Annotated in this window: 17 protein-coding genes; 10 read left to right on the plus strand and 7 right to left on the minus strand. The window is 66.5% G+C overall.

Annotation, left to right across the window (positions count from 1 at the left end; all coding sequences use genetic code 11):
* Positions 1 to 189: 189 nt before the first annotated feature.
* The 3 genes from G5V65_RS02760 to G5V65_RS02770 form a co-directional block, all read right to left on the minus strand.
* Positions 190 to 1,833 carry a CTP synthase gene (locus G5V65_RS02760; RefSeq protein ID WP_165046909.1) on the minus strand — a complete coding sequence of 548 codons (1,644 nt, stop codon included), beginning with the start codon at positions 1,831 to 1,833 and terminating at the stop codon, positions 190 to 192.
* Positions 1,834 to 1,991: 158 nt separating this feature from the next.
* Complete coding sequence (gene secG, locus G5V65_RS22610; protein ID WP_165046910.1) at positions 1,992 to 2,378, minus strand: preprotein translocase subunit SecG; 387 nt, start codon at positions 2,376 to 2,378, stop codon at positions 1,992 to 1,994.
* A 65-nt stretch (positions 2,379 to 2,443) separates the two neighbouring features.
* Positions 2,444 to 2,833 (minus strand): VOC family protein, encoded by a 390-nt coding sequence (locus tag G5V65_RS02770; RefSeq protein WP_165046911.1) that lies wholly within the window; start codon positions 2,831 to 2,833, stop codon positions 2,444 to 2,446.
* 182 nt (positions 2,834 to 3,015) lie between these two features.
* On the opposite strand from G5V65_RS02770, the gene G5V65_RS02775 reads away from it, so the two are divergent.
* Together G5V65_RS02775 and G5V65_RS02780 are read left to right on the plus strand one after the other, a co-directional pair.
* Positions 3,016 to 4,308 carry an adenylosuccinate synthase gene (locus G5V65_RS02775; RefSeq protein ID WP_165046912.1) on the plus strand — a complete coding sequence of 431 codons (1,293 nt, stop codon included), beginning with the start codon at positions 3,016 to 3,018 and terminating at the stop codon, positions 4,306 to 4,308.
* 10 nt (positions 4,309 to 4,318) lie between these two features.
* A complete protein-coding gene (locus G5V65_RS02780; protein ID WP_165046913.1) occupies positions 4,319 to 4,552 on the plus strand; it encodes a DUF2842 domain-containing protein in 234 nt (77 codons plus the stop codon).
* A 69-nt stretch (positions 4,553 to 4,621) separates the two neighbouring features.
* On the opposite strand, the gene G5V65_RS02785 is transcribed toward G5V65_RS02780, so the two are convergent.
* Positions 4,622 to 7,066: a hypothetical protein gene (locus tag G5V65_RS02785; RefSeq protein WP_165046914.1), complete on the minus strand. Its 2,445-nt coding sequence runs from the start codon at positions 7,064 to 7,066 to the stop codon at positions 4,622 to 4,624.
* 140 nt (positions 7,067 to 7,206) lie between these two features.
* On the opposite strand from G5V65_RS02785, the gene G5V65_RS02790 reads away from it, so the two are divergent.
* Positions 7,207 to 7,923, plus strand: a complete 717-nt coding sequence (locus G5V65_RS02790) for a thiamine diphosphokinase (protein ID WP_165046915.1) — start codon at positions 7,207 to 7,209, stop codon at positions 7,921 to 7,923.
* Here the strand turns inward: G5V65_RS02790 and G5V65_RS02795 are convergent.
* From G5V65_RS02795 to G5V65_RS02805, 3 genes are read right to left on the minus strand one after another with little or no spacing between them, the layout of a single operon-like run.
* Positions 7,850 to 8,785, minus strand: coding sequence for a DMT family transporter (locus G5V65_RS02795; RefSeq protein ID WP_165046916.1), 936 nt, complete (start codon positions 8,783 to 8,785; stop codon positions 7,850 to 7,852). The genes G5V65_RS02790 and G5V65_RS02795 overlap by 74 nt on opposite strands.
* Before the next feature lie 49 nt (positions 8,786 to 8,834).
* Positions 8,835 to 10,214, minus strand: a complete 1,380-nt coding sequence (locus G5V65_RS02800) for an L-serine ammonia-lyase (RefSeq protein ID WP_165046917.1) — start codon at positions 10,212 to 10,214, stop codon at positions 8,835 to 8,837.
* Positions 10,215 to 10,218: 4 nt separating this feature from the next.
* Complete coding sequence (locus tag G5V65_RS02805) at positions 10,219 to 10,875, minus strand: glutathione S-transferase family protein (protein WP_165046918.1); 657 nt, start codon at positions 10,873 to 10,875, stop codon at positions 10,219 to 10,221.
* Positions 10,876 to 11,050: 175 nt separating this feature from the next.
* Between G5V65_RS02805 and G5V65_RS02810 the strand changes: the two genes are divergently transcribed.
* The 7 genes from G5V65_RS02810 to G5V65_RS02840 all read left to right on the plus strand — a co-directional run bounded on the left by G5V65_RS02810 (position 11,051) and on the right by G5V65_RS02840 (position 17,942).
* The gene (locus G5V65_RS02810; protein ID WP_165046919.1) at positions 11,051 to 11,629 is read left to right on the plus strand and encodes a hypothetical protein; all 579 of its coding nucleotides are present in this window, start codon (positions 11,051 to 11,053) and stop codon (positions 11,627 to 11,629) included.
* A gap of 123 nt (positions 11,630 to 11,752) precedes the next feature.
* Positions 11,753 to 12,538, plus strand: a complete 786-nt coding sequence (gene rpiA, locus G5V65_RS02815) for a ribose-5-phosphate isomerase RpiA (RefSeq protein WP_165046920.1) — start codon at positions 11,753 to 11,755, stop codon at positions 12,536 to 12,538.
* On the plus strand, positions 12,535 to 13,893 hold the full coding sequence (gor, locus tag G5V65_RS02820; protein ID WP_165046921.1) for a glutathione-disulfide reductase: 1,359 nt from the start codon (positions 12,535 to 12,537) through the stop codon (positions 13,891 to 13,893). The genes rpiA and gor overlap by 4 nt, the downstream gene beginning before the upstream one ends.
* 77 nt (positions 13,894 to 13,970) lie before the next feature.
* Positions 13,971 to 15,167 (plus strand): FtsH protease activity modulator HflK, encoded by a 1,197-nt coding sequence (gene hflK / locus G5V65_RS02825; protein WP_165046922.1) that lies wholly within the window; start codon positions 13,971 to 13,973, stop codon positions 15,165 to 15,167.
* Positions 15,167 to 16,069 carry a protease modulator HflC gene (hflC, locus tag G5V65_RS02830; RefSeq protein WP_394352228.1) on the plus strand — a complete coding sequence of 301 codons (903 nt, stop codon included), beginning with the start codon at positions 15,167 to 15,169 and terminating at the stop codon, positions 16,067 to 16,069. Before hflK ends, hflC begins: the two co-directional genes overlap by 1 nt.
* Complete coding sequence (locus G5V65_RS02835; RefSeq protein WP_165046923.1) at positions 16,066 to 16,260, plus strand: DUF2065 family protein; 195 nt, start codon at positions 16,066 to 16,068, stop codon at positions 16,258 to 16,260. Before hflC ends, G5V65_RS02835 begins: the two co-directional genes overlap by 4 nt.
* A 203-nt stretch (positions 16,261 to 16,463) precedes the next feature.
* Positions 16,464 to 17,942, plus strand: a complete 1,479-nt coding sequence (locus tag G5V65_RS02840; RefSeq protein ID WP_241250426.1) for a DegQ family serine endoprotease — start codon at positions 16,464 to 16,466, stop codon at positions 17,940 to 17,942.
* The last annotated feature ends 38 nt before the right edge of the window (positions 17,943 to 17,980 follow it).

Here is a 17,980-nt window from a genome sequence, read left to right on the forward strand (position 1 = left end):
CCGGAACCCCGCCGCTCTGCAACGCCCCTGCGCTGGGCGGGCATCCGAGGATCGAGATCGTCCGGCCGGACAGGCGTTTCCTGACGCAGGAAACGCGCCGGAATTTGACGCAAATTCCGGTCCCCGACCGCCGCTCTGACAGCGTTTTCTGCGTGCAGAAAACGACGCGAAATCTGCGTCAGATTTCGCCTAGACCAACCGGCTCACCTCCACCGCCGCCCGCACGAAATCGGCAAACAGCGGATGCGGCGCGAAGGGTTTCGACTTCAGCTCCGGGTGGAACTGCACGCCGATGAACCAGGGGTGATCCTTCACCTCCACGATCTCGGGCAGTCGCCCGTCGGGCGACATGCCCGAAAAGATCAGCCCGCATTTCTCCAGCTTGTCGCGATACTGGATGTCCACCTCATAGCGGTGGCGATGGCGTTCCTCGATCGTGGTCGTGCCATAGACACCGGCCACCTTCGATCCTTCCGCCAGCGTCGCCGTATAGGCCCCCAGCCGCATCGTGCCGCCCTTGTCATCGCTCAGCTTCCGCGCGACGACATGGTTGCCCTGCACCCATTCCTTCAGGTGATAGACGACCGGCGTGAACCGCTTCGCCCCGGCCTCGTGATCGAATTCCTCCGACCCGGCATTCGCCAGCCCGGCCAGATTGCGCGCGCTTTCGATCACCGCCATCTGCATTCCCAGACAGATGCCCAGATAGGGGATCTTCTTTTCGCGCGCGAATTGCGCCGCCTTGATCTTGCCTTCGGTTCCCCGCTCGCCAAACCCGCCCGGCACCAGGATCGCGTGGAAATTCTCCAGCCAGGGCGCGGGATCCTCGCGCTCGAAGATCTCGGCGTCGATCCATTGCGCCCTGACGCGCGTCCGGTTCGCCATGCCGCCATGGGTCAGCGCCTCGGCGATGGATTTGTAGGCGTCTTCCAGCTGGGTGTATTTCCCAACGATGGCCACCCGCACCTCGCCCTCGGCGTTCAGCAGGCGGTCCATCACGTCTTCCCAGCGGGCGAGGTTGGGCTTCGGCGCGGGGGTGATGCCAAAGGCATCCAGCACCGCCTGATCCAGCCCCGCCCGGTGATAGGCCAGCGGCGCCTCATAGATCGTCTTCAGGTCATAGGCGGGAATCACCGCCTCTTTCCGCACATTGCAGAACAGCGCGATCTTCTCGCGCTCCTTCTCCGGGATCGGATGCTCCGACCGGCAGACCAGCACGTCGGGCGCCAGACCGATCGACTGCAACTCCTTCACCGAATGCTGCGTGGGCTTCGTCTTCAACTCCCCACTCGCCGCCAGATAGGGCAGCAGCGTCAGATGCATCAGGATCGACTGTCCTCGCGGGCGTTCATGGATGAATTGCCGGATCGCCTCGAAGAAGGGCAGCCCTTCGATATCGCCCACCGTGCCGCCGATCTCGCACAGCATGAAATCGACCTCGTCATCGCCGATGCGAAGGAAGTCCTTGATTTCATTGGTCACATGGGGGATCACCTGAATGGTCTTGCCCAGATAGTCGCCCCGCCGCTCCTTCTCCAGCACGTTGGAATAGATGCGCCCGGACGAGATGCTGTCGGTCGTGCGCGCCGAAACCCCGGTAAACCGTTCGTAATGGCCAAGGTCCAGGTCGGTCTCCGCCCCGTCATCGGTCACGAAGACCTCGCCATGTTCGAAGGGCGACATCGTGCCGGGATCGACGTTCAGATATGGGTCCAGCTTGCGCAGCCGTACCGTATAGCCCCGCGCCTGCAACAGCGCCCCCAGCGCGGCCGAGGCCAGCCCCTTGCCAAGCGATGACACCACGCCGCCGGTGATGAAGATATAGCGCGCCATGGTCGGATCTCCCGTGATGTCATGTCCAAAGGGGCGATGTGATCCCCCTCAGGGAATCGCATCATCACGGGAGTTAAGCCTTAATCCACCTCGGCCCGGCATGCAACCGGACCGCAAGATGCAGGCCCATCCGTGGCTTTTTCGTCAATAAGTGGTGGTTATTCGCTGGCGGCGGGCGGAGTTGCCGGGGCATCCGCCGCGGGCGGCGCAAGCGGCGCATCCGCGGGAGCGGGCGGCAGCAGGTCCGATCCGGCCGGCAGGTCGCCCGCGGGCGGTGCCACCGGCGCGTCCACGCCGATCTGGTCCAGGACCGAGGCCCCCTCCGTGCCGCGCGCGGCAAGGATCGTCAGGGTCAGCGATGTCGCGATGAAGGCCGCAGCCAGCAGCCAGGTCAGTTTCTGCAGGGCCGTGGTCGCCCCCCGGCCCGACATCACGGAATTGCCGCCGCCCATGCCCAGACCACCGCCTTCGGACCGCTGCAGAAGCACGATGCCCACCAGCAGCAGCGCAAGGATCAGATGGATGGTTAGGACGACATTTTCCATGAAGGCGCTTTCCGTAACTGACGCGCCTATCTAGGCGCAAGCGGGATAGGGCGCAAGTAGGCGTGTCACCTGGCGGGCGGCCCTTCGCAGACGGCCGACAGCTTGTTGCCATCGGGATCGCGGACATAACAGGCATAGAAGGATGGCCCGAAAGGCCGCAGCCCCGGCGCGCCCTCATCCGTGCCGCCATGGGCCAGCGCCGCGCGATGGAAGGCATCCACCGCGTCGCGGCTTGCCGCCACCAGCGCGGGCATGGACCCGTTGCCCACCGTGGCTGGCCGCCCGTCGAAGGGCCGCGTCACCCAGAGACGGCAGCGCGTATCGCCCGGCGCGGCATAGCCGATCTCATCCTCCAGCGTGCGCAGGCGCGACAGCCCCAATGTCCCCATCACCGGGTCATAGAAGCGCGTCGCGCGCGCCAGGTCATTCGTGCCAAGGGTGATGTAGAGGAACATCCCCCAACCCTGCCGCCCCGCGCGCCCTGCCGCAAGGCACAAATTTCTTCGAAGAAATTTGCAAATTCGTTCAAACGAATTTGGCCCGCCTTGCGGGCGGCGCGACCATTTCCCCGTTTCCATCCCCCCCGCGCCCCGCTATAGGACGCACGGTTTCACCGGACCGGAAAAGGACATCTCCGATGGCAAACGTGGTGGTCGTGGGCGCCCAGTGGGGCGACGAGGGCAAGGGCAAGATCGTCGACTGGCTGTCGGAGCGCGCCGATATCGTCGCCCGCTTCCAGGGGGGCCACAATGCAGGCCATACCCTCGTGATCGACGGGAATGTCTACAAGCTTTCGCTCCTGCCCTCGGGCATCGTGCGCGGCGGCAAGCTTTCGGTCATCGGCAATGGTGTGGTGCTGGACCCCTGGGCGCTTCTGTCCGAGATCGAAAAGCTGCGCGGGCAGGGCGTCGATGTGACCCCCGACAACCTGCTGATCGCCGAGAATACCCCCCTGATCCTGCCCGTGCATGGGGAACTGGACCGCGCCCGCGAGAACCAGAATTCCGTCGCCAAGATCGGCACCACTGGCCGCGGCATCGGCCCGGCCTATGAAGACAAGGTCGGTCGCCGCACCGTCCGCGTGGCCGATCTGGCCGATGAGGCGACGCTGGATCTGCGCATCGGGCGGCTCCTGACCCATCACAACGCGCTCCGCGCGGGCCTCGGTCTTGATCCCATCGACGCCGTCGCGCTGAAGGCGCAACTCCTTGAGGTTGCGCCAAAGATCCTGCCCTATGCCAAACCCGTCTGGAAAGTGCTGACCGAGGCCCGCCGCGCGGGCAAGCGCATCCTCTTCGAAGGCGCGCAGGGCTCGCTCCTTGATGTGGATTTCGGCACCTACCCTTACGTCACTTCCTCGAACACGCTGGCAGGCATGGCCGCCACCGGCACCGGTCTTGGCCCCACGGCGGTGGATTTCGTCCTTGGCATCGTCAAGGCCTATACCACCCGCGTCGGCGAAGGCCCCTTCCCGACAGAGCTTTTCGACGCCGATGGCGAACGGCTGGGCGAACGCGGCCATGAATTCGGCACCGTCACGGGGCGCAAGCGCCGCTGCGGCTGGTTTGACGCGGTGCTGGTGCGCCAGACCTGCGCCACTTCGGGCGTGTCGGGCATCGCGCTGACGAAACTCGACGTGCTGGATGGGTTCGAAACCCTGCGCATCTGCACCGGCTATGAACTGGATGGCGAGAAACTGGACTATCTGCCCACCGCCGCCAATCTGCAGGCCCGAGTGACGCCGATCTACGAGGAAATGGAAGGCTGGACCGACTCCACCGCAGGCGCGCGGTCCTGGGCCGATCTGCCGGGGGCGGCGATCAAATATGTCCGCCGGATCGAGGAATTGATCCAGTGCCCGGTCGCGCTACTTTCCACATCGCCCGAACGGGACGACACGATCCTCGTGACCGATCCCTTCGCCGATTGAAAGGATCCAGATGGCGCTGCCCTACAAGACCCGGCGCAGGCTTTCGCTACTGATACTGGTGATCGGGCTGCCGCTTTACATCGCGGCGGCCCTTTTCGTGATCAGCCTGTTCGACCGCCCCCCGATCTGGCTGGAATTCGTGATCTATGTGGCGCTCGGCATTGTCTGGGCGCTGCCCTTCCGCTCCATCTTTCGCGGCGTGGGGCAGGCCGATCCCGATGACCCGGGCGAGAAGGGCCAATAGAAAAAGGCGGACCGTTCCCGGTCCGCCCTTCCCCTGGGGCCTGAGTGGCAGCTCTCGGCCCGCGATCCCTCAGCCTGCGATCTTGCGCGCCTCGGCCAGATAGGCGGATTCGTCGGACAGCGTGAACTGCCCGCGCCGCACCTTCGCAAAACGCCCGTTGCGCAGAAGCGACCCAAAGCTGCGCAGCCCGTCCTCGCGCTGATAGCTGCCCTGCGGCACGACGGCGCTCAGATGCTGCATCAGTTGCGGGCGGCTGAAATGCGACCGGCCCTCGATCCCGGCCAGATAGGCGGCGGAAGCCTCGAGGATCTGCTCAAGGCTGGTCGCCCCCACCCGCTCGACGAATTCGGCAAAGCCGCGGCTGTCGCCAAAGAGGTTGGACAGATCCTCGTCGCCGTCTTCATCCGACAGGTCCAGATCGGCCGCCGTTGCCATGCCCAACCCCCCCGTCGTCACGCGGCGCGGGCGGATCGGGGCGGTGGAAACCCCGGCCGGGGCTTGCGGTGCCGGGGCCGGACGCGGACGGTCGATGCGTTGTTCCGAAACCAGAACCAGCGGGGCAGGGCGTTCGGCCTGCGCCTCGGTTCCGCTGCTGCGGCCCGGCAGGGCGGCCTTCACGACCATGGCCAGATCATTGCGATAGCGCGCAAGGCGCGACACGGTTTCCGCCTCGCCGGTCTTGTCGCCCGTCACCTTGCGGTCCGCCACTGTGGCGGCCACGGCGGCCTTCAGATGGGCGATCGCGGATTGGCGGCGCTTGTTTTCGCTGCCCGCCATCTCGGTATCGGTCTGCTGCATCAGCCGGCCCACCGCATCATCGGCCGAGGCCCCCTCAAAGGGCTTGCGCGCATCGGCCTGGGCGGCAGGGGCAGCGGTTTCGGAAAGCTCCTCCCGATCCGCCCCACCCAGACGCAGCGCCGCCAGTTCGCGCTGCAATTCGGCCTCATCCTCGGCCGACAGCAGGGCGCCGATCGTGGCCGGTGCGGGCGATGCCGCCTCGGGCCGGGGGGCCGGGGCCTCGGCTGCGGTCTCTTCCTCGATCTCGGCAAAGGCATCGGGCGAAATGGCAGGGGCGGGCTGCGCCTCGGCGGGTTTCACCTCCAGCTCCTCGCCACGGCGGATGCGGATCACGCGGGCCCGCGCCCGCTGCAGCTTTTCGGCGGCCCCGGGGCGCAGTTCCATCCCGGCGGGCGTCTCGGCGGCGGGGGAGGGATCACCCTGTTCCGCAGGCACGCCCTCGGCGGCCTCGGGCCAGGCGCCATCGCTTTCGGGCGCGGTTTCCCCGGCCGCGGGGGCATAGCCCTCGCTTTCTTCGGCAACAGCAATCGTCCCGGATGTGGCCTCGGCTTCCGCATGCCCCAGCACCGCCCCGAGCGAGGCAAAGAGCGTCTCATCCGATTGCGCCGCTTCGGTGGGTTCGGTGCTGTCCTGCGCCTGATCCTCGGACTCGTAGGCCACGGCCACGTCGGCCATTTCCCCTGCCGCCGCATCCGCTTCGGCCACATCCGCCGCGGCGCTGTCGGGCATATCCGTCCCGTCCAGCGCGGCCCGAAGCGAATCGGCAAGCGCGGCCTCCAGATCGGCTTCGGCTTCTTCGGTCACCGGCGCGTCGGGCAGGGGGCCTGCCTGCGCCTCGTCGGCCGCTTCCATCACCGCGATGGGCGTGTCCTCGGCTGCGCCGTCCGCGATCAGGGTCTTGGCCGCCATCCCGGGGTCAGCCACATCCGCTTCGGCTTCGGCATCAAGTGCCTCGGTCAGCGCCGCGATGTCGAATTCTTCCTCGACCTCCGTCATATCGGGGGTGGGGGATGCCTCGGCTTCCTCCGGCAGGTCAGACGCGGCATCAGGTCCCGCCTCGGGCAGGAAATCGGCCAGCGCCTGTTCCACGGCCGGGTCCAGCACATCGGCATGCTGATCTTCCAGATATTCCGGGATGGCAAAGCTCAGGACGGGGGATGTCGCCGCCGCCGTCGTTTCGGCAGGCTGCGCCGCGATTTCAGAGCGCAGGCGCGACAGCCGTTCCACGACCGATTCCGCGGCGCTTTCGCTGGCAGGGGCCAGGCTGGGCCGCGCCACCTCGGCAGCGACGGTTTCGGCAGGGGCATCGGCAACAGGCGCCTGCGGGACGGGGGCTTCCTGAACGGTGGTCGCCGTCACATTGGCGGGCATCGCTGCGGCAACCGGGGCAGGGGTGGGCGCGGCAACGGCCGGCGCTGCGGCGGGCCGTGCAACCGCACCCTCCGTGCCGGATCCATCCAGATCCGTCGCCCGCAGGACAACGCCATTCTCCTGGATCTTCGCCTCGACCCGGCGCTGGATTTCGCGTTCGGCAATCTGATGCAGCATGGCGGCATCGGGCGTCGGGGGTTCCGCGCCGAAATACCTGTCCCCCGCGGCAAGGTCACGGAAGTATTCCGCGATCGCCTTCATGGTGTTGAAGGGATCGTCAAAACCCTCGAGGGTACATGAGAAGGTCCCGTAGGAGACCGTTAGTATCTTACTCGCACCATTCATCGGATGCTCGCTTTCCGCCAGTTCGATGTCCTCAATCTACCCGGCTCCTGATCGTTTTCATGGACAGATAGGGGTAATTTGAAGGATTGATTATGGCCCACGAACGCTCGACTTGCCTCAATTGGAAAGACAGTATTGCCATGAATGCCCCGATTGTCCAATCATCCGCGGGGGTAACGCTTGTCGGTGGCGGCCCTGTCACCAGGGCCGAATTCCGCATGGCAACTGCCCGCGCGCCAAGGATTCTTGCCGCCGATGCGGGGGCAGACCGGGCACTTGCGGCGGGCTATATCCCCGAAGCGGTGGTGGGCGATTTCGACTCGATCTCCGATGCCGCGCGGGCGCGGCTGGGGCCTGCGCGATTGTTCCCGATCCCGGAACAGATGACGACGGATTTCGACAAGGCCCTCCGCTCGGTCGAGGCCCCCTTCACCCTGGCGCTGGGCTTTGCGGGTGCGCGGATCGACCATGGCCTTGCGGTCTTCGCCAGCCTTGCGCGCCACGCCACGCGGCGCTGCCTCGTGATCGGGCCGCGCGATGTGGTCTTTCACGCCCCGCCCCGCCTGCGGCTTGACCTGCGGCCCGGGGATCGGCTGTCGCTCTTTCCCATGGCCCCGGTCACCGGGCGCAGCGAGGGGTTGGAATGGCCCATCGCAGGGCTGGCCTTCGCCCCAGACGGGATGATCGGCACCTCGAACCGCGTCACCGCCCGGCAGGTCCGGCTGGAATTCGACGGCCCCGGCATGCTCGTCATCCTGCCGCGCGCGCGGCTGGATGCGGCGATCAGATCGCTTCTGCCGGAAGGATGGCAGCCGCCTTCCGCTTCGCCTTCGCGCTCAGCCTCTCGCGGTGGATGACGTAAAGCCCGGATGACACGATGATCGCGATCCCCGCCCAGGTCATCGCATTGGGGAAATCGCCGAAGATCAGATAGCCCAGCGCCACCGCCGCCACGATCTCGGTATAGTGCAGCGGGGCCAGCGTCGCCGAAGGCGCGTATTTCAGCGCATAGGTCATGCACATATGGCTGACCCCGGCCCAGAACCCCACCCCGAACAGCCACAGCCAGTTCAACCCCTCGGGCATCACCGGATCAAGCTGCGCCCAGCCCGTGCCATCGAACAGGAACATCAGCGGCACCGCAATCGCGATCCCGGCAAGCGAGGTATGCAACTGCATCGTCACCGGATGCATGTAGGCCGCCATCGCCCGCGTCACCAGCATGTAGAAGGCGAAGGAAAAGGCCGTCCCCAGCGGCCAGAGCGCGACATAGCCGAAGGCCGCGATCGACGGCTGGATCACCAGCAGCGCGCCGCAGAACCCCACGGCGCTTGCCGCGATGCGGCGCGGGCCGACCTCGTCGCCAAAGATCAGGCTGCCCAAGATCAGCAGGATGAACGGCTCGACAAAGGCGATGGCCAGCGCATCCGCCACCGGCATCACCGCGATGCCCGACACGAAGGAAAAGGTCGACAGGATCAGAAAGACCGCCCGCAGGAAGACGAAACCCAGCACCCGCGGGCTCACCGCCCAGGGCAGCCCCATCCACAGCACCACGGGCAGCATCAGGGCCCCCTGCACCACGAACCGCGCCGCGGTGATCTGGCCCACCGGGATGCCGTTCTCGGCCGCCAGCTTCGATGAAACGTCCAAGAGCGGCGCCAGCATGCAGAAGCACAGCATGAGGACGATGCCGGGAAAGATGCGATCCTGTGTCATCCCCTTGGCCTAGCCGGGCCATTCCGGCCCGTCCATCCTGAAACCGACATCAGCAATTCGGCACGTTCACCGCCAGGCCGCCAAGACTGGTTTCCTTGTATTTCTCATGCATGTCGCGGCCCGTCTGGCGCATCGTCTCGATACAGACATCCAGACTGACCAGATGGATGCCATCCCCCCGCAGGGCCAGCGACGCCGCCGACACCGCCTTGATCGCGCCCAGCCCGTTCCTTTCGATGCAGGGCACCTGCACCAGGCCCTTCACCGGATCGCAGGTCATGCCCAGGTGATGCTCCAGCGCAATCTCCGCCGCGTTTTCCACCTGCTCGGGCGTGCCGCCCAGCACGGCACACAGCCCCGCCGCCGCCATCGCCGCCGCCGATCCCACCTCGGCCTGACAGCCGCATTCCGCGCCCGAGATGCTGGCATTGTGCTTCACCAGCCCGCCGATGGCCGAGGCCGTCAGCAGGAACTCCCCCACCCGGCTGGCCGATGCGCCCGGCACATGATCCAGCCAATAGCGGATCACCGCAGGCACCACCCCCGCCGCGCCATTGGTCGGTGCCGTGACAACCTGCCCGCCCGCCGCGTTCTCCTCATTCACCGCCATCGCATAAAGCGACATCCAGTCGTTGATCACATGCGGCGGCGTCATGTTCAGCCCGCGTTCAGCCATCAGCGCATCATGGATGCCCTTGGCCCGCCTGCGCACCTTCAACCCGCCGGGCAGAATGCCTTCGCCCGTCATGCCGCGGGTGATGCAGTCATTCATCACCTGCCAGATCCGCTCCATCCCGCGGTCCAGATCGGCGGCAGAGCGGAACTTCAACTCATTCGCCCGCTTCATCGCGGCGATGGACAGGCCCGATGCCTTGGCCATGGCCAGCATCTCATCCGCCTTCTCGAAGGGATAGGGGACATCCGCCCGCGCCTTGGCCTTCGATCCCCCGGCTTCCGCCAATTCCCCCGCCGTCAGCACGAAACCGCCCCCGATGGAGTAATAGGTTTCCTCCATGATCACGTCGCCCTGCGCGTCCGTGGCCTTCAGGATCATCCCGTTCGCATGGCCCGCCAGCGCCGGGCCATAGTCAAAGACCAGATCCTTGCCCGGATCAAAGGCCAGCGCGCCCATCCCCGGCACCTCGATCACCTTGCGCGCCTTGATGTCGGCCAAGGTCGCCTCGGCCTTGGCCGCGTCATAGGTGGCCGGCTCGAACCCCGCCAGACCAAGGATCGTGGCCCGGTCCGTCGCATGGCCCACGCCGGTAAAGGCCAGCGATCCATGCAGCGATGCCCGCAGCCCGTGGAAGTGGAAGGGCGAGGCGCGCATCTTCTCCAGGAACCGCGCCCCGGCGACCATCGGCCCCATCGTATGGCTGGAAGAGGGGCCGACCCCCACCTTGAACATGTCGAAGACGGAAAGGAACATCGGATTACGCCTCGGGCTGTGTGAAGAAGGCCCCGCTCAGCCCGTTCGCCGCCGCCGCGCGGATCGCGGCGGGCCGCGTCTCGCAGGCGCGGGCAATCGCCAGCAAGGCAGGGGTGTCATGTGCGGAAATGGCAAGATCCGGCGCCCAGGGAAAGGCGCGAAGCCAGCGAAGAAGCATGGAAATGTAAAGTCCCAGAATGCCCGGCTCTTCCGGCGAAAGCCAGTCCGGGCGGGTGGCCGCCATGGCATCCAGCGTCGCCAGCCGCTCCACCAGCCGCGCGCGGGCGGCCTCAGACACGATGCGGGCATGGGCCTCGCTCACCCGGTAGGGATGGATCAGGTCCATCGCCGCCGTGTGGATGCCGTTATTGACGAAGACGAACCACGACAGGAACGCCCCCCGCGCGGCCGTGCCCGGCGCCGGTGCCAGCCCATGCCGCTCGCCCAGAAAAAGAAGACAGGCCCCCGTCTCGAAGATCGTGCCCTCCGGCGTCTCCAGCGCGGGCACCAGCCCAAGGGGATGCCGCGCCAGATGGGCGGGGGATTTCAACTCGCCCGCATCGGCATCCAGAAAGACCGCCTCATAAGGCACGCCCAGTTCTTCCAGCGCCTGATGCACCACCAGATTCGCGAAATCCTGCACCCCGTAAAGCCTGTACATCCCGTCCTCCCTTGCGGCCCGCGCAGAATGCGCCGCGCCACAATGGCACGTCCTGCGGAAAGCGACATTCGGAATGCGTATTCCGCACATCTTTCCCCCGTCTTTCCCCCGGCCTTCACCATCCGTTAACCCAAGACCCCCATCCTGCGCCCATCCCACCCGCATCGGAGAAGCCATGCGCGCCGTCCTCGCCCTGCTTGCCCTCCTCACCGCCCCGGCCCCCTACCCGGCCCTCGCGCAAGAGGCGGCTGCGCCTCCCACCCTCGTCCTGCCCGCCAGCCTTCCCCCCGAAGTGGCCGAGGCGATCCTCGCCCGGCCAGATCGCTTTGCCGATCTGGCCGCCGATCTGATCCACGGCCACGGCACCGGCGGGGCCATCGCCCCCGCGGCCATCGAAACTGCCATCGCCCTTGATCGCGCCTATTTCCGCGCCCGCGCCCTGCGGCCCTTCCTGGAAGCCGATCTCGATGCCGATGGCACCCTGCAGGCCCCCGAAATCGCCGCCCGCGCCGCCACGCTTTCCACCACCGGAAGGGCACGCCTCATGCGCCAGCAGACCGATGCGGATGCCGATTCCGACGGCACGATCACCCCCGCCGAACTGTCCCGCCACGCCGAGGCCGCCGTCGCCCGCGCCTCGCGCCCGCAGGACGAGGCGCTCCTGCGCGCCGTTGCCATCTTCGATGCCAATACCGACGGGACGGCATCCCTGGCCGAGATCGCGCAGGCCATGCAGACCGTCGCGCCCGACTGACCGGCCCGCCGTCGCCCCCGCCATCTGGGCACGGAAGACCGCCCCCCCGCGGCACGCGGCAATTCGCCCTTACACGACCCGCTCGCATTGCCTATAAGGGGCACGATCCGAAGGAGGTGCCCCATGCCCGCAGAGCTTTCCCCCATCGACAAGGCGAAATTCGTCGCAGCCAAAAGGGCGACCGAATTCGTCGAAGACGGGATGAAACTCGGCCTCGGCACCGGCTCCACCTCGGCCTGGATGGTGCGCTGCCTTGCCGAACGCATCCGCGAGGAAGGGCTGCGCGTCACCGGCGTGCCCACCTCCACCCGCACGGCGGAACTCGCGGCCTCGCTCGGCGTGCCGATCTCTACGCTGGACGAGGTGAAATGGCTCGACCTCACCATCGACGGCGCGGATGAATTCGATCCCCATCTCGCGCTGATCAAGGGCGGCGGCGCGGCCCTTCTGCAGGAAAAGATCGTGGCCACCGCCTCGGACCAGATGATCGTCATCGCCGATGCCGCGAAAGAAGTTACCCAACTCGGCGCCTTCCCCCTTCCGGTCGAGGTGATCCCCTTCGGCTGGCAAACCACCAAGGCCCTGATCGAGGAAACGCTCGTCTCGCTTGACGTGATGAACCGCGATTGCACCCTGCGCATGAACGGCGACCGCCCGCTGGTGACGGATGAGGCGAATTTCATCATCGACCTGCACCTGAAGCGGATCGGCAACCCCCGCCAGCTTGCGCTGGTGCTGAACCAGATCCCCGGCGTGGTGGAAAACGGGCTCTTCATCGACATCTGCGACATCGTGGTGATCGGCCATGGCGATGGCCGCGTGACGGTGCGCGACATCAATCAGGGCACGGAAGGCGAGGATTTCGTCGAATTCGCCCCCACCGACAACATCTTCGCGGATATGGAATGACCTTCGACTACGATCTCTTCGTTATCGGTGGCGGCTCCGGCGGGGTCCGCGCGGCGCGGATCGCGGCGGCCGAAGGCGGGGCGAAGGTGGGTCTGGCCGAGGAAAGCCGCATGGGCGGCACCTGCGTCATCCGGGGTTGCGTGCCCAAGAAGCTGATGGTCTTCGCCTCGGCCTTTCCCGACCTGATCGAAGATGCCAATGCCTATGGCTGGCGCGTCAGATCCGAAGGCTTCGACTGGCCCCGCTTCCGCACCGCGCTCGAGGCCGAACTCACGCGGCTGGAAAACGCCTATCGCTCCACGCTCCTCACTGCAGGCGTCACCATCCACGACGCCCGCGCCACCGTGGTCGATCCCCATACCGTGCGCCTCGCCTCGGGCGAAACCTTCACCACAAGGCATATCCTCGTTGCCACCGGCGGCTGGCCCTTCGTCCCCGATATCCCGGGGCGCGACCTTGCCATCACCTCGAACGAGGTCTTCCATCTCGACGCCCTGCCGAAACGGGCGCTGGTGGTGGGGGGCGGCTATATCGCCTCGGAATTCGCCTGCATCCTGCACGGCCTTGGCGTGGAAACCACCCAGTATTACCGCGGCGCGCAGATCCTGCGCGGCTTCGATGATGAATCGCGCGGCCATGTCGCCAATGCCATGCAGGCGCGCGGCATCGCCATCCATTGCGGCACCGATGTGATCCGGCTGGAAAAAACCGCCACCGCCATCCGCGCTGTCGCCACCGACGGGACAGAGCGGGAATTCGACCTCGTGCTTTACGCCACCGGCCGCCGCCCCAATTCCGCGGGGCTGGGGCTTGCGGATCTTGGCGTGAAATTCGGCCGCAACGGCCAGATCGTCGTGGATGAATGGTCGCAGACCGCCGTTCCCTCGATCTTCGCCGTGGGCGATGTGACTGACCGCGTCAACCTGACGCCGGTCGCCATCCGCGAAGGCCATGCCTTTGCCGATACCGTCTTCCGCGGCGTTCCCACGCGCTTTGACCACAGCCTCATCGCCTCGGCCGTCTTCACCCAGCCCGAGCTTGGCTCCATCGGCCTGACCGAGGAACAGGCCCGCGAACAGGAACCGATCGAGGTTTATTCCGCCACCTTCCGCCCGATGAAGACGCTCTTCGCAGGCCGGCAGGACCGCGTGCTGATGAAACTGATCGTAGGCGAGGCCAGCCGCAAGGTTCTGGGCTGCCATATCGTCGCACCCGAGGCGGGCGAGCTGATCCAGCTTGCCGCCATCGCCATCGGCATGGGGGCCACGAAAGAAGATTTCGACCGCACCGTCGCCGTTCACCCGACCATGGCCGAGGAACTGGTGACGATGCGCAAAGCCAGCCGAAAAGGCTAGACGCCAGCAGGCAACTGCTTGAATTTGACGCGGGCATGACCAGTTTATGCCGGAAGACAAGAAAAAGGGTTCGATCAATGGCAGGAAGCGGAGGTCCCTGGGGCGGCGGTGGCGGCCCGGGCGATGATGACCGGAATGGCGGGCGTGGCGGCGATGATCGCCGCGGGGGCCGCAAGCCCGGCGACAGCGGGCCGCAGATCCCGGAAATCGACGAAATCGTCAAGAAGGGCCAGGAACAGCTGCGCGTCCTGATGGGCGGCCGCAAGGGCGGCGGCTTCAACGGCGGCGGCGGCGGCGGCGGGCGCGATCCGAACGGGCCGCTTGTCTCGAAGCAGGGGCTGATGCTGGGCGCGCTGGCGGCTGTCGGCCTCTGGGCCTTCATGTCCTTCTATACCGTCCGTCCCGAAGAACGCTCCGTCGAGCTTTTCCTCGGCGAATTCTCCGCCGTGGGCAATCCGGGCCTGAACTTCGCGCCCTGGCCCGTGATCACGGCGGAAATCGTGCCGGTGACCGGCGAACGCACCACCGATATCGGTGCCGTCGGCGACGGGGCCATGGGCAATGGCCTGATGCTCACCCGCGACCAGAACATCGTCGATATCGGCTTTCAGGTCGTCTGGAACGTCTCGGACCCGGCGGCCTTCCTCTTCAACCTCGCCGATCCCGATGACACGATCCGCGCGGTGTCGGAATCCGCCATGCGCGACATCATCGCGCGGTCGGAACTTTCGCCCATCCTCAACCGTGACCGGGGCGTGATCGCTTCGGACCTGCAGACCAACGTGCAGAACACGCTCGACAGCTACATGGCGGGCATCAACGTGATCCGCGTCAACCTGCAGCGCGCCGCCCCGCCCGCCGAGGTGATCGACGCCTTCCGCGAAGTGCAGGCCGCCCAGCAGGAACGCGACCGGCTTGAGAAAGAAGCCGACGCCTATGCCAACCGCGTCACCGCCGGCGCCCGCGGCGATGCCGCCCGCCTTCTCGAAGAGGCCGAGGCCTATCGCGCCCAGGTCGTCAACGTGGCCCAGGGTGAGGCCAGCCGCTTCCTTTCCGTCTATGCGGAATATGTGAAGGCCCCCGAGGTCACGCGCCGCCGCATGTATCTGGAAACCATGGAAAAGGTCTTCGGCGGCATGAACAAGGTCATCCTTGACGGTGTCTCCAGCGGCGAAGGCGGTGGTCAGGGCGTGGTGCCCTTCCTGCCGCTGAACGAACTGAACCGTCCGGCCGGCACGGCCGGTGCGGCCGCATCGACCGGGGGCAGCAACTGATGAAAAGCGCAATCCTTCTTCCCATCGCGGCCATTGTCGGGGCCGCCGCGCTGTCTTCGCTCTTCATCGTCGATGAACGCGAAAAGGCGCTGGTGCTGCAGTTCGGTCAGGTCAAGCAGATCAAGGAAGATCCGGGTCTCGGCTTCAAGATCCCGCTGATCCAGGAGGTTGTCCGTTATGACGGCCGCATCCTCGGCCTGCCCACGACCCCGGTCGAGGTTACCATGCTCGACGACCGCCGCCTTGTCGTCGATGCCTTCGCCCGCTGGCGCATCACCGATCTGGTGGAATTCCGCGAAGCCGTCGGCGCCGGGGGCGAGGTGCAGGCGCTCCGCCGTCTCGAAGGGATCATCAACCCGGCGATCCAGCAGGTTCTGGGCTCTGTCCCCTCCAGCCGCGTGCTGTCGGAAGACCGCACCGCGCTGATGAACCAGATCCGCGACATCGCGCGCCGCCAGGCGCTCAATCTCGGGATCGAGGTGATCGACGTGCGCCTCACCCGCACCGATCTGCCCGACCAGAACCTCGAGGCGACCTTCGCCCGGATGCGCGCCGAACGCGAACGCGAGGCGGCGGATGAAATCGCCCGCGGCGGCGAGGCCGCGCAGCGCGTCCGCGCCAGCGCCGACAGGACGGTGGTCGAACTCACCTCCGACGCGCGCCGTCAGGCCGATGTCATCCGGGGTGAGGCCGATGCCGAACGCAACGCGATCTATGCCGAAGCTTTCGGTCAGGATCCGGAATTCTTCGCCTTCACCCGCTCGCTCACCTCCTATGAACGGGCGCTGCAATCGGGGAATTCCTCCATCGTCATGCAGCCGGACAGCGAATTCTTCGATTATCTCCGCTCCGATTCCGGGCGCGGTGATGTTCCCGGCGCGGCGACCGCCCCGCAGGAATGACCTGGGCGCTTCTGGGCCTTGGCCTTGTGCTTGTGATCGAGGGGCTGGCGCTTGCGCTGGCCCCTTCGCGTCTGGAACAGGTGCTGGCGCTGCTCGCCGCGCTCGGCCGCGATCGCCGCCGCCTTGTCGGGCTCATCTCTGTCGCGCTTGGCACGGGCCTGATCTGGCTTGCGCGGCACCTTCTGGCCTGACCGGCTCTTTTTCCGCCTGCCGGGTTGAAACAATTGCCCCAAAGGGTTCACATGCTGTTGAGAGGCCGCGACCCGGTTTGCATTGTGTTCGGTCCTTCCTAACTGGATAACACCAGTGTGCTCTGTGCCGCGGCCCTTCAGGCGCTTGCGGCACCTCGAAACGAAAGGAGTTCGGAGTGCATCCCACTACCCAGTCCCAGGTCATGCGCGCCAGGGGCGCGCAGCGCCCCATTCCCCGCCTCTTCCTTGCCCTCGTGCTTGGCATGTCGCTGGCGCTGGGCAATGCGCTGGACGCAGCGGCCCGGTCGGCCCCCGAAAGCTTTGCCGATCTTGCCGAACAGATCAGCCCCTCGGTCGTGAACATCACCACCTCGGCCGTGGTCGCGGCCCCCACGGGCAATGGCCCGATGGTGCCGGAAGGATCCCCGTTCGAGGATTTCTTCCGCGATTTCATGCCGCCCGGAAATGACAGCGGCCCCCAGGAACCCCGCCGGTCCGAGGCGCTGGGCTCCGGCTTCGTCATTTCTGAAGACGGCTATATCGTCACAAACAACCACGTCATCGAAGGCGCGGACGAGATCGAGATCGAATTCTTCTCCGGCGACCGGCTGAAGGCCGAACTCGTCGGCACCGATCCCAAGACCGACATCGCGCTGCTCAAGGTCACCTCCGACGAACCGCTCCCCTTCGTGCAATTCGGCAATTCCGATCTGATGCGCGTGGGCGACTGGGTCATGGCCATGGGCAACCCGCTGGGTCAGGGCTTCTCGGTCTCGGCGGGCATCGTCTCGGCCCGGGGTCGCGCGCTTTCGGGCACCTATGACGATTACATCCAGACCGACGCCGCCATCAACCGCGGCAACTCCGGCGGCCCGCTCTTCAACATGGACGGGCAGGTCATCGGCGTGAACACCGCGATCCTCTCGCCCAATGGCGGCTCCATCGGCATCGGCTTCTCCATGGCCTCCAATGTGGTGACCAAGGTCGTCGACCAGCTCCGCGAATTCGGCGAAACCCGCCGCGGCTGGCTGGGCGTGCGCATCCAGGACGTCACCCCCGACGTGGCCGAGGCGATGGGCCTGGCCGAAGCCGCGGGCGCGCTGATCACCGATGTGCCCGATGGCCCGGCCAAGGATGCCGGCATGCTGGCCGGTGACGTAATCACCACCTTCGACGGCAAGGCCATTGCCGATGTCCGCGACCTGACGCGTCAGGTGGCCGACAGCCCGGTCGGTGCTGCCGTGCCGGTGATCGTGCTGCGCGACGGGGCGACCACCTCGCTTTCCGTCACCCTTGGCCGCCGCGAAGAGGCCGAGGCGACCGAAGTCGTCCCCGCCGCCGCCGATCCGCAGCAGGATCCGGCCAATCTGGAACTGCTCGGCCTGACGCTCTCCCCGCTCACCGCGGAAAGCGCGGCTGAACTGGGGCTGCCTGCGGATGCCAAGGGCCTTGCCGTGACGGCGGTCGACGCGGCCTCCGAGGCCTATAGCAAGGGCCTGCGCGAAGGCGACGTGATCACCGAAGCCGGGCAGCAGCCCGTCATCCGGCTGCAGGATCTCGAAGACCGCGTGACCGAGGCGCGCGATGCCGGGCGCAAGTCGCTTCTGCTTCTGGTGCGCCGTGCGGGCGATCCGCGCTTTGTCGCGCTGTCGGTCGACGAGGCTGCCCCCGCCGAACAGTGACGCCATGCCGCAAGGGCAATCGGGCAAGGGGCGGCATC

Source organism: Paragemmobacter kunshanensis (genome assembly GCF_011059185.1).
Lineage (GTDB): Bacteria > Pseudomonadota > Alphaproteobacteria > Rhodobacterales > Rhodobacteraceae > Paragemmobacter > Paragemmobacter kunshanensis.

Excerpts from the sequence above, each read along its gene's own strand:
- G5V65_RS02760 (WP_165046909.1), bottom strand. The coding sequence starts at position 1,833 with ATGGCGCGCTATATCTTCATCACCGGCGGCGTGGTGTCATCGCTTGGC.
- secG (WP_165046910.1), bottom strand. The coding sequence starts at position 2,378 with ATGGAAAATGTCGTCCTAACCATCCATCTGATCCTTGCGCTGCTGCTG.
- G5V65_RS02770 (WP_165046911.1), bottom strand. The coding sequence starts at position 2,833 with ATGTTCCTCTACATCACCCTTGGCACGAATGACCTGGCGCGCGCGACG.
- G5V65_RS02775 (WP_165046912.1), top strand. The coding sequence starts at position 3,016 with ATGGCAAACGTGGTGGTCGTGGGCGCCCAGTGGGGCGACGAGGGCAAG.
- G5V65_RS02780 (WP_165046913.1), top strand. The coding sequence starts at position 4,319 with ATGGCGCTGCCCTACAAGACCCGGCGCAGGCTTTCGCTACTGATACTG.
- G5V65_RS02785 (WP_165046914.1), bottom strand. The coding sequence starts at position 7,066 with ATGAATGGTGCGAGTAAGATACTAACGGTCTCCTACGGGACCTTCTCA.
- G5V65_RS02790 (WP_165046915.1), top strand. The coding sequence starts at position 7,207 with ATGAATGCCCCGATTGTCCAATCATCCGCGGGGGTAACGCTTGTCGGT.
- G5V65_RS02795 (WP_165046916.1), bottom strand. The coding sequence starts at position 8,785 with ATGACACAGGATCGCATCTTTCCCGGCATCGTCCTCATGCTGTGCTTC.
- G5V65_RS02800 (WP_165046917.1), bottom strand. The coding sequence starts at position 10,214 with ATGTTCCTTTCCGTCTTCGACATGTTCAAGGTGGGGGTCGGCCCCTCT.
- G5V65_RS02805 (WP_165046918.1), bottom strand. The coding sequence starts at position 10,875 with ATGTACAGGCTTTACGGGGTGCAGGATTTCGCGAATCTGGTGGTGCAT.
- G5V65_RS02810 (WP_165046919.1), top strand. The coding sequence starts at position 11,051 with ATGCGCGCCGTCCTCGCCCTGCTTGCCCTCCTCACCGCCCCGGCCCCC.
- rpiA (WP_165046920.1), top strand. The coding sequence starts at position 11,753 with ATGCCCGCAGAGCTTTCCCCCATCGACAAGGCGAAATTCGTCGCAGCC.
- gor (WP_165046921.1), top strand. The coding sequence starts at position 12,535 with ATGACCTTCGACTACGATCTCTTCGTTATCGGTGGCGGCTCCGGCGGG.
- hflK (WP_165046922.1), top strand. The coding sequence starts at position 13,971 with ATGGCAGGAAGCGGAGGTCCCTGGGGCGGCGGTGGCGGCCCGGGCGAT.
- hflC (WP_394352228.1), top strand. The coding sequence starts at position 15,167 with ATGAAAAGCGCAATCCTTCTTCCCATCGCGGCCATTGTCGGGGCCGCC.
- G5V65_RS02835 (WP_165046923.1), top strand. The coding sequence starts at position 16,066 with ATGACCTGGGCGCTTCTGGGCCTTGGCCTTGTGCTTGTGATCGAGGGG.
- G5V65_RS02840 (WP_241250426.1), top strand. The coding sequence starts at position 16,464 with ATGCGCGCCAGGGGCGCGCAGCGCCCCATTCCCCGCCTCTTCCTTGCC.